At 46.4% G+C, this 15,606-nt stretch carries 14 protein-coding genes and 1 pseudogene; 7 read left to right on the top strand and 8 right to left on the bottom strand.

The features are described from left to right. Window positions 1-8: 8 nt before the first annotated feature. The 4 genes from Q0241_RS18870 (at window position 9) to purH (ending at window position 6,723) form a co-directional block, all read left to right on the top strand. A complete protein-coding gene (locus Q0241_RS18870) occupies window positions 9-1,805 on the top strand; it encodes a heparinase II/III family protein (RefSeq protein WP_299380629.1) in 1,797 nt (598 codons plus the stop codon). Further along, window positions 1,802-2,812 carry a glycosyltransferase family 4 protein gene (locus tag Q0241_RS18865; RefSeq protein WP_299380627.1) on the top strand — a complete coding sequence of 337 codons (1,011 nt, stop codon included), beginning with the start codon at window positions 1,802-1,804 and terminating at the stop codon, window positions 2,810-2,812. The genes Q0241_RS18870 and Q0241_RS18865 overlap by 4 nt, the downstream gene beginning before the upstream one ends. 125 nt (window positions 2,813-2,937) lie before the next feature. Beyond that, window positions 2,938-4,896 carry a nucleoside-diphosphate sugar epimerase/dehydratase gene (locus tag Q0241_RS18860; protein WP_299380625.1) on the top strand — a complete coding sequence of 653 codons (1,959 nt, stop codon included), beginning with the start codon at window positions 2,938-2,940 and terminating at the stop codon, window positions 4,894-4,896. Window positions 4,897-5,148: 252 nt separating this feature from the next. Beyond that, window positions 5,149-6,723, top strand: coding sequence for a bifunctional phosphoribosylaminoimidazolecarboxamide formyltransferase/IMP cyclohydrolase (purH, locus tag Q0241_RS18855; protein WP_299380623.1), 1,575 nt, complete (start codon window positions 5,149-5,151; stop codon window positions 6,721-6,723). A gap of 85 nt (window positions 6,724-6,808) precedes the next feature. On the opposite strand, the gene Q0241_RS18850 is transcribed toward purH, so the two are convergent. Then, complete coding sequence (locus Q0241_RS18850) at window positions 6,809-8,071, bottom strand: FAD-dependent oxidoreductase (RefSeq protein WP_299380621.1); 1,263 nt, start codon at window positions 8,069-8,071, stop codon at window positions 6,809-6,811. Between the two features lie 164 nt (window positions 8,072-8,235). Between Q0241_RS18850 and Q0241_RS18845 the strand changes: the two genes are divergently transcribed. After that, on the top strand, window positions 8,236-9,129 hold the full coding sequence (locus Q0241_RS18845) for a LysR family transcriptional regulator (RefSeq protein WP_299380619.1): 894 nt from the start codon (window positions 8,236-8,238) through the stop codon (window positions 9,127-9,129). A gap of 81 nt (window positions 9,130-9,210) precedes the next feature. On the opposite strand, the gene Q0241_RS18840 is transcribed toward Q0241_RS18845, so the two are convergent. Next, window positions 9,211-9,585: a hypothetical protein gene (locus Q0241_RS18840; protein WP_299380617.1), complete on the bottom strand. Its 375-nt coding sequence runs from the start codon at window positions 9,583-9,585 to the stop codon at window positions 9,211-9,213. A gap of 144 nt (window positions 9,586-9,729) precedes the next feature. Next, window positions 9,730-10,137 carry a DUF2000 family protein gene (locus tag Q0241_RS18835; RefSeq protein ID WP_299380612.1) on the bottom strand — a complete coding sequence of 136 codons (408 nt, stop codon included), beginning with the start codon at window positions 10,135-10,137 and terminating at the stop codon, window positions 9,730-9,732. Window positions 10,138-10,166: 29 nt separating this feature from the next. On the opposite strand from Q0241_RS18835, the gene Q0241_RS18830 reads away from it, so the two are divergent. Continuing rightward, window positions 10,167-11,033, top strand: a complete 867-nt coding sequence (locus Q0241_RS18830; RefSeq protein ID WP_299380610.1) for an AraC family transcriptional regulator — start codon at window positions 10,167-10,169, stop codon at window positions 11,031-11,033. Window positions 11,034-11,152: 119 nt separating this feature from the next. Here the strand turns inward: Q0241_RS18830 and Q0241_RS18825 are convergent, their stop codons facing one another. From Q0241_RS18825 to Q0241_RS18805, 5 genes are all read right to left on the bottom strand, one after another. Further along, window positions 11,153-12,094 carry a hypothetical protein gene (locus tag Q0241_RS18825; protein ID WP_299380609.1) on the bottom strand — a complete coding sequence of 314 codons (942 nt, stop codon included), beginning with the start codon at window positions 12,092-12,094 and terminating at the stop codon, window positions 11,153-11,155. 219 nt (window positions 12,095-12,313) lie between these two features. Continuing rightward, window positions 12,314-12,799: a cupin domain-containing protein gene (locus Q0241_RS18820; RefSeq protein ID WP_299380608.1), complete on the bottom strand. Its 486-nt coding sequence runs from the start codon at window positions 12,797-12,799 to the stop codon at window positions 12,314-12,316. A 65-nt stretch (window positions 12,800-12,864) separates the two neighbouring features. Beyond that, window positions 12,865-13,428 carry a cysteine hydrolase family protein gene (locus tag Q0241_RS18815; protein ID WP_299380606.1) on the bottom strand — a complete coding sequence of 188 codons (564 nt, stop codon included), beginning with the start codon at window positions 13,426-13,428 and terminating at the stop codon, window positions 12,865-12,867. Continuing rightward, window positions 13,428-14,063: a LysE family translocator gene (locus Q0241_RS18810; RefSeq protein WP_299380604.1), complete on the bottom strand. Its 636-nt coding sequence runs from the start codon at window positions 14,061-14,063 to the stop codon at window positions 13,428-13,430. The genes Q0241_RS18815 and Q0241_RS18810 overlap by 1 nt, the downstream gene beginning before the upstream one ends. Before the next feature lie 232 nt (window positions 14,064-14,295). Next, entirely contained in the window at window positions 14,296-15,198 is a 903-nt protein-coding gene (locus Q0241_RS18805; RefSeq protein ID WP_299380603.1) for a LysR substrate-binding domain-containing protein, read from the bottom strand. Window positions 15,199-15,296: 98 nt separating this feature from the next. Here Q0241_RS18805 and Q0241_RS18800 point away from each other — a divergent pair. Next, a pseudogene (locus Q0241_RS18800) lies at window positions 15,297-15,606 on the top strand (hypothetical protein); the annotation flags it as partial.

Below are 15,606 nucleotides of genomic sequence, written 5' to 3'. Positions count from 1 at the left end.
ATCCGCCTATGGAAGGCCAAAGCCAAACCGAGAAAAGAGATACGAACAAAAGCACTGGTCGTTGGATCAATGGCCAGAGCAATGTGTCTGAACGCTTGGCTTCCTTCCTTAGGCTGCCCAATTCATTAGTTTTCCAGAAAATCGGATACAAGTTAAAATATCCTCTGCTTATCAGCCCACTTTATGATTGGGCCATAAGCCGCAAAGCCATCCCGAATCTGGTTTTCACACCAACCGATCCTTGGCTGGGTGATACAAATCAAGGCAGGGCAATTCTATCAGGGCAGATTGAACTGTCCGGGCAAGTCATTAACAATCCCTCCCCGCTATGGAACCCTGTGGGGGCAGAGCTGGATTGGGTTAAAGAATTACATTCTTTCAGTTGGTTAAGATCCTTACGTGCCGCAGCTGGGGATCAGGCACGACGAACAGCACGAGAAATGCTGAACCAATGGATAAGAGATAATAACCGTTGGCGCCCCCTAACATGGGAACCTTCGATAACAGGATGCAGGCTCTATAACTGGTTAGGACATTACGAATTTATTGGTAGTTCTGCCGATATCAATCTTCGCCAAAGTATCCACGACAGCATCGCAAAACAGGCCCGCTACCTTTCTTCAGCCTTACCCGCAGGTCTTACAGGGGTAGAGCTTATTCGTGCGATTAAAGGGCTATTATACGCCGGCGTTTGTTTACCAGAAGGCGACGTATGGCTTAAACGCGCTTTAGATTTACTTAGCCGGGAACTCACCCGCCAAATCTTGCCTGACGGTGGCCATATACAACGAAGTCCTCACATCCATTTGGAAGTATTGCGCCATCTGATTGATATTAGAGCAACCTTACACACAGGAAAAAAGCACGTTCCCGGTTCTATAATTTCAGCAATTGAATCTATGTCTCCTGTTTTGAGAATGTTCCTTCACGGGGATGGAGGTTTAGCCCTTTTCAACGATTCTAACGAAGACCATGGCTGGCAAATTGACATGGTTCTTCGGCGAGCAGAGGGAAGAAAACAACCGCTATTAGCTGCACCACAAAGTGGCTTTCAACGATTACAGTCTGGCCGCATCACAGTGATCGTGGATGCTGGGGCACCACCACCACCGGGATATGACCTCACCGCACACGCTGGTACGCTTAGCTTTGAATTATCTGTCGGACGGGAACGATTAATCACAAATTGTGGTGTCCACAGAAACCATCCGCAATGGCGGTGGATTCCCCGTGCAACAGCAGCACACACGACAATAACGCTTGCGGAAACAAATTCTGCGCACCTTACCCCTCGTGGGGGACTTGCCAAACGCCCCGATAACGTCACTTGTCGAAGAGAAGAAGACAGCAACGGCGAGATTCGTTTGGAAATGTCTCACGATGGATACTTGAACAAATCAGGCATACTTCATGATCGCACTTTAATCGCACTTCCCAAGGGCGAAGGAATTAAAGGTCACGACATATTACGTTTCTCGGAAAGCTTAGACGAAAGAGATCGGAACGAATTTTCTGCTCGTTTTCACTTGCATTCTGATGTCAAAGCGTCCCCCATAAGTGGTGGCAACGTTGTATTATTAAGCCTGCAAAAAGGGGGCGGTTGGCAATTTTCCTGCGAAGGGGCCAACCTATCATTAGAGCCAAGTATCTATCTTGGAAAAGCAGGCGAAATACGCCGAAGTCAACAAATTGTCCTGTCGGGGATAACAAGCACCAGTGATACAAAAATAAAATGGTCACTTGTCAGAGTAAACACGAAAAAATCCACATCAAAAAACAACCAATCTAACCTATGGGATCAATGACAGAGTTACTCCACGTCCTGACAATATTCGCTATTTCCCTACTTGCATCTTGTGTAGCAACTGCGATGCTTCGGAAAGTTCTGATTAACAAGAGTATTCTCGATAATCCGAATGAACGGAGTAGTCACACCATCCCGACACCCAGAGGCGGTGGGCTTGCTTTGATGGGAATCATCCTTCTTGGATGGGCTGGCCATGGATCTGCGTCATTGGCTCCTCTGCCGGGGTTTTGGTTTATTTTTACCGGCTCTATTGTCTTGATGGCAATTTCATGGTTGGACGATTTAAAAAATCTTTCCCCAAAATTCCGCTTGTTGATACAAATTATTGTGGTGGTGATCAGCCTTTGGGGGATTAACCATGACGGACAAGAAATCAAACTATTCCCAGCGATTATCCCGCAGTGGATTGATTACATCTTCATTGGCCTATCATGGGTATGGTTCATTAATCTCTATAACTTTATGGACGGCATTGACGGCATAACAGGTGTAGAAACGTCCACAATTACCCTGGGGGTAGTTCTTATTGCGTCCTATTTTTCTTGGCAAACTGATGCTTTTTATTTACCGCTGTTTGTCCTTGCCGCAACATTGGGTTTCTTAATTTGGAACTGGGAACCAGCAGCAATTTTTCTTGGTGATGTCGGTTCCATTCCACTGGGATATATCCTCGGATGGTTTATGATTTTCTTGATCATAAAAGGTATGTGGGCAGCGGCTTTTATTCTACCGTTCTATTATCTATGTGACGCAACAATTACACTGTTAAAACGCGCAGTACGAAAACAAAAAATCTGGGAAGCACATAAGGAACATTGTTACCAAATTGGTGTGCAAAATGGCCTCAGCCACAAAGCGGTTTCCTTGACTATTTTAACCTGTAACATCGTCTTAATTGCCTTAGCACTTTTCCTAAGTGCTGATTACCCATGGTATAGCCTGATCATTGCTCTAATTATTGTATTCAGTACAATGAAGCTGTTGAAAAAGAAACGATCACAATAAGAAATCAGAGATTATCAACAGATCCATGTGAAAGCTTACTGGCCAACTTTAGACATTGCCAGTAAAGTGAAACCAAATTAAATAAGTCATTCTATTCACTACATTGCCGTCAGGAAAATTATCAAATGAAGTTTCTTAGAACTTCACGTAGCAAATCATTGATCGCATTTTCGCATGACCTTTTCATGCTTGCGATTTCGTTTGCTCTTTCCCTGGCGCTCCGTATGGATGTCAATGACGCAGCGGCAATCCCCCCCCTCAGCTTGTTCCCTGCATGGGCTCTCTTTATCCTGATAGGGATTGGTACCTTCTGGATGCTTGATTTCTATAGGGGCACCTGGCGTTACGCCTCAATGAATGATTTACTCAACATAATAAAGGCTTCTAGCCTTGTTATGTTGCTATTCCTTCCAATCCTCTTTTTTTGGAATCGCCTTGAAGACATCCCAAGAAGCTCTCTGATTATCAATTGGTTCGTCCTCATCTTTCTCCTCGGTGGTCCACGTATGGTCTATCGAATATGGAAAGATCAGGGCGTACGAAGGCTCATGGAAAAGGATAGTCATCTTAGGGTACCCGTATTCCTTATCGGTTTTGACGATATTGCCGAAGCCTTTCTCAGACATATAACAAGAGACCCCACAAGCGCCTACGAAGTTGTCGGCATCCTAGATCCAACAGGTCAAGAAGCAGGCCGACGTATGCATGATCTGCCCATTATGGGGCCGCTGGACAAATTACAGGATGCCTTGGATAAGGTAGCTTCCAGCAACAGGCTTCCCCAACGAATTATAATGTCAAAAGTCATCGACAGGGACGGTATGCAACACATTAACGATGTTGCCGCCCATAATAATTTACTTATCGAACGCTTGCCCAACCCAACTGAATTCAAAAGCAACTTTGGCAATGAAATCGAAGTTAAACCAATTGCGATTGAAGATCTGCTCGGTCGCCAACAGGCCAAGCTGGATCGCCCAGCCATGGCAAAACTTATATCTGGAAAACGCGTTCTTATCACAGGTTGTGGCGGTTCAATCGGGTCCGAGCTTTCCAGACAAATTGCCTCGTTTACACCATCTCATATAATTCTGTTAGATAGTTCTGAATTCAATCTCTATTCCATCGATATGGAATTATCTGAAGACTATCCCGAATTGGAACGAGATGCCGTTCTCGGTGATGTTCGGGACCAATCGCGCCTAAATCAAATATTTGATCGCTTCAAGCCAGAACTCGTATTCCATGCTGCTGCTTTAAAACATGTCCCCCTTGTCGAGGCAAACCCCATTGAAGGTATCCACACCAACGTACTAGGCACCAAAAACACTGCCGATGCCTGTCGTCGAGTTGGTGTACAAACAATGGTTTTGATTTCTACTGACAAAGCCATTAACCCACCTAATATTATGGGTGCCAGCAAACGATTAGCTGAAAGCTACTGCCAAACCATGGACTTGGCAGGTAAACAAGAGAACAAAACCCGCTTTGTTACCGTACGATTTGGTAACGTTCTTGGTTCAACAGGATCTGTTGTGCCCTTGTTTGAACGGCAACTGAAAACTGGGGGACCACTGACTGTGACTCATCCAGACATCACCCGTTATTTTATGACAATAAAAGAAGCTGTAGAACTGGTGCTTCAAACCATGACTCTCGGCGCGGCTATGGCCCGAGAAGATGCGGGCAAAATTTATGTACTGGATATGGGCGACCCCGTGAAAATTGCTGATCTCGCCAAACAGGTCATCCGGCTTGGAGGGTTTGAGCCAGAAAAAGACATCAAAATTCAGTACACAGGTCTCCGCCCCGGCGAGAAGCTATACGAAGAATTATTTCATGAAACAGAACCTCTTCTGCCCACAACACACGGCAGCTTGAAGTTGGCAACACCAAGAATTACAGATCGAGATATCCTTAACCGCGATCTCGATCATTTATCCAGCCTGATCGACCAGAGAGATCGGGAAAGAGTCATTGAACAATTGTGTCGCCTTGTTCCTGAGTATAATGGAAGTTTAAAGCCTGATTTGGCATTAAACAAACATCAGGACAAACAATTCAACGAAGCTCTTTCCCAGTAAATTTTACTGACTGAGTATCTTGGACGAAATGCATCCTCCTTAATTTTGAACAGCACACGTAATAAATTTGTGCCTCGTTCATCCTATAACACGATATACATTGCATCCTATGACCCTTCGGTTTATTAGTGCCCTTGCCTAAGAAAATTTCGGCCAACATTGATTATTTTTGACGTAAAAAGCGTACTAAAATGATTCATACTTCCCGCCCCGGCGGGCAACCGGGGTGGAAGACAGCTGCAAGGAACTGCTATGTCTGACACCATCCGTCGTGCTCTCGTTTCCGTATCTGATAAAACAGGTCTCGTTGAATTCGGTAAGTTTTTAACAGATCAAGGTATTGAGATTCTTTCTACAGGAGGCTCCGCACGCGCATTAAGCGAAGCAGGCGTTCCCGTAAAAGAAGTTTCTAGCCACACAGGCTTTCCGGAAATTATGGACGGACGCGTAAAAACGCTGCACCCGAAAATTCACGGCGGTATTCTAGCCCGACGTGATCTCAAAACACACACAGACGCCATGGCAGAACATGACATTGCGCCAATTGATCTGGTTGTTGTGAATCTTTATCCTTTCGAAGCAACGCTCAAATCCGGTGCAGACTACGATACATGTGTTGAAAACATTGATATCGGTGGTCCTGGGATGGTTCGTGCAGCCGCCAAGAACCATGGCTTTGTGACGATTGTCACTGACCCAAGTGACTATGCATTGGTACAAGATGAGATGAAAGCCAATGGCGGCGCAACAACACAGGAACTTCGTCGCAAACTTGCCGCGGCTGCCTATAGCCACACAGCTAAATATGACTCCATGATTTCTGGCTGGCTCCAAGGTGAATGCGGTGTAGACTTCCCACGCGAAACTACCCTTGGCGGCGAGCTCAAACAGTCTCTACGCTATGGAGAGAACCCGCATCAAGTGGCCGCGGTCTACAAAACTATTGATGCACGTCCCGGCGTTGTCACAGCACAGCAGCTACAAGGCAAAGAACTTAGCTACAATAACCTGAACGACACCGACGCAGCCTTTGAGTTGGTCTCTGAGTTCGATGCACCGACAATTGCCATCATAAAACACGCAAATCCCTGTGGCGTGGCAACGGCAGATAATTTAGGTGACGCCTACAAAGCAGCCCTCGCCTGTGATCCGACTAGTGCTTTTGGCGGTATTATCGCCACCAATAAAACCATGGACGCAGCGACAGCCACACAGGTCGCCGATCTTTTTGCAGAAGTTGTTATTGCGCCCGCGATTGATGATGACGCCAAGGCTATTTTCGCAACCAAGAAAAATTTGCGTGTTCTTGTCACTGGTGAAATGCCAAATCCGGCAGATACCGGCATGAACATGAAGACCATATCTGGTGGCTTCTTATTACAAGGCCGTGATAATGGCCGCATTACAGCCGCAGACCTCAAGGTTGTGACCAAACGCCAACCAACCGAGCAAGAGATCGCCGATATGATCTTTGCTTTCAGAGTTGGCAAGCATGTGAAATCCAACGCCATCGTCTATGCCAAAAACGGTGCAATCGTTGGCATTGGAGCCGGGCAAATGAGCCGGGTTGATTCATCCAGAATTGCGGCTTGGAAAAGTAAAGAAGCCGCAGAATCTGCTGGGTTAAGCAAAGCCGGAACAATTGGTTCTGTTGTTTCTTCCGATGCCTTCTTCCCTTTCGCAGATGGCTTGCTCGCCGCTGCCGATGCCGGCGCTACAGCTGTTATCCAACCAGGCGGGTCCATGCGTGACGACGAAGTTATTGCCGCTGCTGATGAAGCAGGTCTTGCCATGGTTTATACAGGCATGCGTCATTTCCGTCATTAAGGCGGCTCGGATTACCAACGAGACAAATAAAAAGGCTGCCAGTTTATTTTGGCAGCCTTTTTAATTTCAAAATAGACCGACTTAATTACGCTGCAGACTCTTCCTCGTCAAAAGCAACAAACGCATGGATCTCTTCGGGTGATAGTTCGGGCGAAGGAGGATAGATCCACTGGGTGTTGATCATCTTTTTCATTTCTTTTCCTTCAACACCCGTTTTATCCGCTACCCTGTCCCAGCCTGTGGTAAAAAGCGCGCCCCAATCACCAAGATCAAGGCAAGTCGCATAAAAGGTCTGCTCGTAATCTTTACCAGGCTGACCCCGAAGCTTTTTGATCGCATTATACCCAGCAAAACGCCCAAGCTGGATGGCATGCTGGCAGGAAAAAAGCGTCCGCGGCCGATCTGGGTTATAAGCCAAACTCTTTTCAGAGGACGTCATAAGTTCAGAATCATCCGAAGAAGCCTGAGGTTCGGTATAGGCCCAAACAACATCCCCCGCTCCATAGGCATTGTCGTAGCCAGGAATGCTGAGATCCTGAGCAACAGCTAACCGCCCTTGTGCCCCTACGTCTGGTTTTCCAAAATTATTGGTCAGCTTATTTGCCTCCATTCCGTTGGCAAAAACAACCGTCTGAGCCTCGATCACCTCTCCATCAGCAAGAGTAACTCTATTTTCTGTGAGCTCTTTGATTGATGTTCCCAGACTAAGCTCAATATTGTGCAGTCGAAGGGCCTCATCAATATAAGGTTTTGGATTAACACCCAGTTCTGCGCCCGCTATTTCTTCTTTATCAATTAAAATAATACGACAGGTTTTGTCGGACTTTTTCTTCAACCGGCTACGTAGTTCCGTGGCAAGTTCCAAGCCTGTAAAACCAGCGCCGATCACAACAAGTGTTTTTGCTGCTTCTTCTTGTGCAGCAACTATCCGGGTTAATTGCTGATCCAACCTTTCAGTTTCTTCATAGGTATCTGCAGAGAACCCGTACTGTTTAACCCCCGTAACATCCAACTGTTTGAGGTAACTACCAGTCGCAAGAATGACCGCATCATATGATATTTGGGCTGAGGTATGGTTTGAGAGCAAAACCTGTTTATGCTGTGGATCAATTGATTCTATTGTTGCCTGAATAAATCGAACACCAATTTTATCCAACAAAGATTTTAGCAGAACGCGCTTGTCTTCTCCTGCACCTTCGTAAAGACGGGGTCTGATTACCAAATGTGCATCTTTGGAGATCAGGGTAATGTCAATCTTTACGGCCTTGTTGTCAGCACGCTCACCAGCCGCTGACATCGCAGCCCAGAGTCCTGCAAAACCACCGCCAAGAATAACCAACTGTTTCATTTCTAGATTCCCTATAACCGTTATAAACTTGCTGAGGAATCAGGTTTTCGTGGTTTATAACCGTCAATAACCAAGCCTTTATCCGTCACATAACACTAGAAAACCACATGCATTTATGAGATAAAAGTTGTAACTTTGCGATTTTAACTTGCGAAAAAGCAACTATGATTTCCTGGAATGATTACCAATATGTGTTAGCTATTTCTCGCGCGGGGAACATTCCTAGCGCGGCAAAACATCTGAAAGTCAACACATCTACTGTCTTCAGGCGATTAGAAAAAATCGAAACTATTTACAACCTGAAGCTTTTTGAAAGGCATCGCCACGGATATGTTCCAACCGAAGCGGGCAGAGAAATAATCATTGCTGCGGAACGCATTGAACAGGAAACGTTCAGTGCCGAACGTGCCTTAACAGGCAAAGATCAAAAACTTACGGGAAGATTGCGAATCACGTCCACAGAAAGCCTCGCCGCCTCTTTCTTAAGTCGACACATTCCCCCGTTTGCGGAAAAATACCCCGGTTTATATATCGAAATTATCAGCGATAACCAGCGCCTGAGCCTGACAGAACGCGAAGCAGATATTGCACTCCGTCCCGCGCGGCCCACAGAAGAAAGCTTGATAGGTCGAAAGCTGTCGACTTTGAAATGGGGAATATATGGATCCAGCACTCATTATGAATCAGGACAAATTCAAAGATTAAGCGACCTTAGTGAAAAGTCCTTTATTGCATGGACAGGCGGCCCACTCGCCCAACAAACAACAGACTGGTTACGCAAAACTATTCCCGATGTTCATATTGCGTATGAAAGCAGTAGTATGCTGACCAACGCCCAACTCGCAATCAATAGTCATAATCTTATCCTTTTACCCTGCTTAATGGGACAAAATTGGCATGAATTAGTTCCCGTCTTTTCCCCGCTACCAGATGTAGAAGGAGAACTTTGGTTGGTAACCCATAAAGATTTACAAAAAAACGCTCGGGTTCGGGCCCTTTTAGATCATCTGGCAAACGCAGCTACGGGAGATCGACACCTGTTTCAGGGGGAAAACTGAAACACCACAATTTAGCCTGCCAGAATAACACTGCTCGAGGTAATACAGTATCTCCAAAAGAGCCCGAGAAGGGATGAAGGTTTAGCCAACAACGTTATGGCCACGCCCCTTCATACAGTTCTTTACAATTTGCTTACGTTCGTCTTGTGTATCCCAAGCCTCGGCCCCGGCACCACCCGCCGCGCCAATAACACCGCCAACCAAGGCCCCACCCCAGCCATCACTCAATCCACCGACAATTGCACCAAGACCAGTGCCAAGTAGGGCGGCATTTTGAACATCTCCGTTTAGGTACCCGCGCTGGTCCGCAACTGCGGCACATTCACTCAAATCGCTTTCATATACTGCACTGTCACCACCATCAACTATCGGCCGATAATCTGCACCTGTGTTACTACATCCATTCAAGAAAACAACTGTGACCCCCAAGGATAACAGGCCAGCCCAACGGTTCATGCCCCTCATTTTCTGCGTCCTCTGCTTTTAGGAACAAACTGAAAAGACATTATCGTTTTAAGCTGACAAAGAACTGACAAATACAAAGTAATCGTTGATTTTGAAGCGATCACTTCATGCCAGTATCTACGCACACATTTTTATCTAACCGTACATTTTTGCGCCTTTAGTAATTTTATCGACGATCTTTTTATCACTGTGTAGGGCGATCCCCACTACTTTGGCATCTTCAGGGTCATATTCTGCAAAAACAGCACGATTAGCGGCGTCATGACCCGTCGAGAACATTTCTTCAATATAAAGCGAGGATTTAACGCCGCGTGTAAGTGATCGCTGATGGATTTTTTGTATGGTGTTTTCACAAGCAGATAAAACAATAATCGGCTGGCGGATCAGGGCGTTATAGTTATTCCCCATCCGATCACGATATGCCTCGCCAATGATCGTCTGGTTTTCGCCCGCAAGCCCGCCACTTAGAAACGCGGTAACGTTCAAAGCCTGCCAGGTTTGTAAATCATCTCGCAAAACAACAGCAATTTTAGTATCAAACATAATGGTCTCTCTGATTCAAGGTTCTTGATGTGAACAAAGACAACCAGATAAATGAAAGTATAAATCTACGTCTTGAACGTTCGTGCAAATCTTCTGCATCTGCGCAAATAATCTCGGCACCTGTCGTGTCTGGTTTGTCCCGCATCCAAGCGCGTTTTGTTGGCGATTTTTTCGAGCCACATCGCCATGACACCTATGCATTAGGTCTAACGATGCAAGGCATCCAAGCCTTTGGCTATCGCGGGGATCGACGGTACAGTCAGCCGGGGCAGATTATCGTGCTCCACCCAGATGAATTGCACGATGGTGGGTCCGGGACTGACGAAGGACTACTGTATCGCATGCTTTATCTCGAACCATCTTTGATTCGTGAGGCATTGGGAGAAAACTTCATTACCCTCCCCTTTGTCGAGACTCCTATTCTTGATGACCCAGACTTACAAACAGCTATGGTTACGGCCTTGGGTGAGCTTGAAAATAACCTGAGCGACTTGGCAAGAGACGATACGATCAGTCAAGTTGCCCATTGTCTTGTCCGGCACGCCAAAGGCCCAAAACCTTCGCCCCTTAAAACAAATAACGCCGCAGTCGATAAAGCCAAAGATTTTCTCTATGAGAATGCTTGCCGCAATGTGCATTCTGAGGAATTGGAAAAGGTAACGGATATGGACCGCTTTACCCTTTCGCGCCATTTCAGACGCGCATTTGGTACAAGCCCACACCGATTTTTACTTATGCGTCGCTTGGAATTTGCCCGTAAGTTGATCGAAGAAGCACAGCCCCTTGCCGATGTCGCTTTCACTGTTGGTTTTGCCGATCAAAGCCACCTAAATCGTCATTTTAAAAAGGCTTATGGCATCAGCCCCGGACAATGGGGACGTTATAGCAACAATTAAAAAGCTTGCGCGATAACTCTCATACCCTATTAGCTCGTTCTTTAGTCATCCCATAAAAAGGGCTCTGATAAACAAATATCAAAACCCTTTTCATATTCAGCTCGTTAGTAAATCAGGTTTTAGTTTTGCAGCCTTAGATATTCAAAAGCAAAAAGGCTATTACCAGATTTTTTGTTATAGTATTGGCAGTAGAGCTTTTCACCCTGTGCCGGAGCAAGCGTACTGGTATTGGCCATGACGCTCAGCATTGTTTTGCCACGCCCGTCCAAATTTTTCTTCCACGCAGAACTGCGGCTACTGTTACTGCCCTCAGCACATTCCGCAACATTTTCTGAATTACCGCAATGAAGCATCATGTCTTTACCACTTAGCACGTTCACGGTGTAAGGGTATTCGGTTTTTGGCTCACTCGCCCCCACAACACCCGCACCCGGATTACCTGATTTAATGCACTGCATTTCCCAATCATTGGAACTGCCCAAAGCATCGAAGGATTTTTCGTCAACTTCCATATAAGCAATCTCGCGGGAATTGAGCGACGGCAGAATACAACCATTACTCAAAGCCCCTGTGCGACGATTGACTAATCCAGATCTCTTTTCATTGCTAAAGCCCTTTTGAAACGTATAGTCCCCCAGCGTTCCGATGGTGATATTTTCCGGTTTCAAATCCGTACATTTAGTCATACTGATCAGATCAGCAGACGGTGTCCCCAGCTCAGGCGTCTGTCCTGCCGCTGCCACCTCAGTGGAAGTTGACGTAGTTGATTGAGCTACACTTTTCTTGGTTGTCTCGGTTATAACTTCTTTTTTCGCGGTTCCGAGTAGCTTGGTCGCTTCTTCGGTGGCTTCATTTTCCAAATTGTTTTTAAGCTTCTGAAACAGGCTTCCCGATGCTTCGGCTGTTCCTGAAGCCGCAAGCGCACCAACCAAAAATAACGTGCTTAAAAATGTGCCTTTTGAAAAACCATTTTTTGTAAGTGATAATGTCTTAAAGTTGTGGTCGTAATACATACCCGACTGTTCCTTATGCGGTAAAAATAAATAACCCTGACAGGACATTGGGAATCCTTGTCCTGTCAGGGTTACAACGCAGAACGCATTTTATTCCCGCGATAAGAAAATATTTTAGAATTAGTACCACCCCTCAAGAGGGCGTATTGCGCTCAAACGCCGCGCATGCTTATCCTCGTATCAACTCGGGCGCCCAGTCAGACTTGCCAAATTGCAGAAAGCAATTTGGATGGAGTATCCAGATCTAATTAGAAACAATCAAGATTGTTACTTCTTACCGACGGGGCCGGTGGGGGTTTCGATGTTTTCTTTATCAACCAACTGCCATGGTTTGCCGTCTTCGCGGAAGATCCGTTTATCCTTGTGAGGATAATCAGCCATATCAAAGGCGAGCCGTTGACCCACAACGATGCACTTCAGGGTTTCTGTGCCTGTATTGGTTATACCATGGGCCTCACCACCAGCGCGGTAGCCGATAAAATCACCTTCGTTGATCTGGTATTCTTCATCGCCGATATAGGCCGTGGCGGTGCCAGACAGAACATAGACACATTCATCTTCGTGGTAATGTACGTGATATTCCGTTGTCTCCCGACCCGGTTCGACTTCGATGATATGAAAGCCAAGACCCGTCAGGCCTGTTAGATCGCCAAGAGACTTGTTTGTGCGTAATGCATTTGGATTGAGAAAATGCTCTTTTTCCGTACCCTGCATCTGTTCGATTTCGTGCTTTTTGATCAGGTAGTTTTTCATAGCTCCCCCGCTTTATTTTTTATAGTTGTTTAACTTAACTTTTTGGTTGGCCAAAAGGCTTGTGCCTAGATTTCTAATACCTGCGCCGTATCGATGACCTGACAATATTCACCATCCATATTCGCAAGTGACATATCGTGGACCTCCTGCGCTGATCGCAGGATGCCGCTATAATCTGGAAAGGCAAAGGTAAAACAGGCGTTCTCTATCAGATAGGTGGTAAAACCAAGATTACCAGCATGACGCACTGTTGCCTCAACAGAATTGTTGGTAATCACGCCCATTATCACAACATGATCAATTCCCTGATCCCGGAACGTTTGTTCAAGCGCTGTATCAATGAAAGCAGAGTTCGCCGCTTTGCCAATCACCACTTCACCGGATAGAGGCATAACCTCAGGCTTAAAGGCATGAGTTGCCGATCCCGGTGCATAGGTAGAATCAGCATTTACGCTATCGTGTCGGATATGAAACACAGGACGCTTGGTATCGCGCCAGTGCTTCAGCACAGTCGACATGTTTTGTTCCGCTGCGGGATTATTTCGTGGCCCATGCTGAGACCAGAAAGCTTCATCAATAGCTTGTTGCACATCAATAATAACAAGCGCCGTATTCGTTGGGAGTTTCATCAAAACCGCCTTATGGCATCATAGGCTGCGCCAACGCCGAGTAGAGTAAAAGTTGCGCCAAAGACACCCGTAATCTGTCGCCGCGCTGCAACAAACTTCTGAACAACAAAGTCCGTAGAAAAAACAGTCGCCGTAATCGTATGGCCGGACACACCGAACACAAGACAGACCATAAGGATTTCTATCAGCAGTTCGTTTGAGGCATTGGCTGGCACAAACGCCGTCAGGACCGAGCCAAAGAACAAAGCCGCCTTGGGATTTGTTGCACAGATTATGAAGCCGGACCGGAAAGCTTTAAAACCAGAATGATCAGAGTGGTAGAGTGACATATCCCCATTTGACATCGTGAAGTCACTTCTAAAGGCCTTGAACCCCAACCAGAGCAAATAGCCCGCCCCCATCAATCTGAGACCAAGTACCACTTGGGGGAAAAGATCAAACAGGGCAATCACACCGAGAACAGCCAATATTGCCCAAATAAAACTCGCCAGCGAAATGCCTAAGCCCGTCAGCACACCGTGACGCCTTCCCTGACTGAGTGACGCACTCATCATCGCAAACATGTTTGGTCCCGGTGATAGCCAGCCCATGATATTCACCAGAGCAATAGTAGAGAGAACACTGAGGGTATCCATGGGAGGGAGAGTTCCTTTTTTAGTTACGTTCAAACGCCACTGAGAAGATTCATACCGCTTCTCAAGAAAGCGTATTGCGTTCAATCGCCGCGCATGCTGATCCTCGCTACGCTGCGGGCGTCCACTTATAATTTCTGGCGGACTTGCCAAACCAAGATATGATTTGGTTAGTGCCTTACCAACTCTATTGGAGTTTAGAACAAAGCGCCAACAAAGAAAGGGGCAATGCCCCTTAGATAAAGTGGTTTTCGGGCAAGTTGAATTTTTCCACCATGAAGTCAACGAAGACACGAACTTTGGGGGACAGATGCCGGCCCGGAGGGTAGATAGCGTAGATAGCACTGTCAGGAACGTGATAATCCGGCAAAACTTCAACGATATGGGCTTTGCGGATGGCTGGTCCAGCAAGCCAAAGGGGTAGCAGACTGATACCCATATTCTTGCAGGTCAGATCCATAATCACTTCGGGGTTGTTGGTTTCTACGGCACCACTGACATGGACCAGCTCTGCGCCGTCTGGCCCTTCAAACCGCCAGTCGTTGCGAAAAGCGCGGGAGGCATAGATCAGACAATCATGGTTTTCCAAATCTTTCGGGTGCTTTGGTGCCCCGTGGTTTTTGAGGTAATCCGGCGAGGCACAGACCACACGGCGATTGGCCGCAAGCTTTCGTGCGATCAGGCTGGAATCTTCCAGATCCCCGATGCGTACGGCAAGGTCATAGCCTTCGCTAAGCAGATCCACAAAACGATCCTGTAGGTTCAGATCCAGTTTGATTTCCGGATAGAGGGTCATAAATTCAGGAATAAGTCCGGTAATCCACAAACGCCCAAAAGCCACAGGCACATTGATTTTCAGGGTTCCACGTGGCGCCGCATGCAGGTTTGCCACCGCATCCTCGGCCTCTTCCACATCCACCAAAATCTGGCAACAACGTTCATAAAAGCCCTTGCCGACCTCGGTCAGGGAAAGATGGCGGGTCGTGCGATTAAAAAGTCGCGCCCCAAGACGATCTTCCAACCGCCCAACCTGCTTGCTCACCGCAGAAGGCGTCAAGGATGCCGCCCGAGCCGCCGCCGAAAAGCTGCCCTCGTTCACCACCTTCACAAAGATGCCCATCGCCGAAAGATTATCCATATACCTGCCCTGAGTCAGTGTTTATTTGTGACACATAGGAATAGATAGCAGATAATATTCGAGAATCTAAACATGATAAAGTTTTTGGATAATTTACTATGGCCTCAAATTGGAAATCAGATAAAGATTTAAAAATTGGTTTCTTAAAACAAGATATAGATTTTGTTTTAGGCAGAACTGTACTTGAAGAAGCTTACGAAGCGTTTACCGAAATTAAGCAATTGGAAGCTAAAATGGAAGCTGTTAATACGCAAATGGCAGAACGTACCGATTATGAAAGTGAAGGCTACCACCAACTCATGGTCGATATTAACGAGCTTCAGCATCAATACGAAATTTTGGGCGGTTACACCCCTTATTACACAGCCGCCCTTGCTGGCTTTATTCGCAAAGGCCAATTGAGTAAGG

It is taken from the genome of uncultured Kiloniella sp. (assembly GCF_937128705.1).
Taxonomy (GTDB): Bacteria; Pseudomonadota; Alphaproteobacteria; order Kiloniellales; family Kiloniellaceae; genus Kiloniella.
Note: the sequence above shows the minus strand (reverse complement) of the source record. Positions and strands in the feature narration are given on the sequence as shown.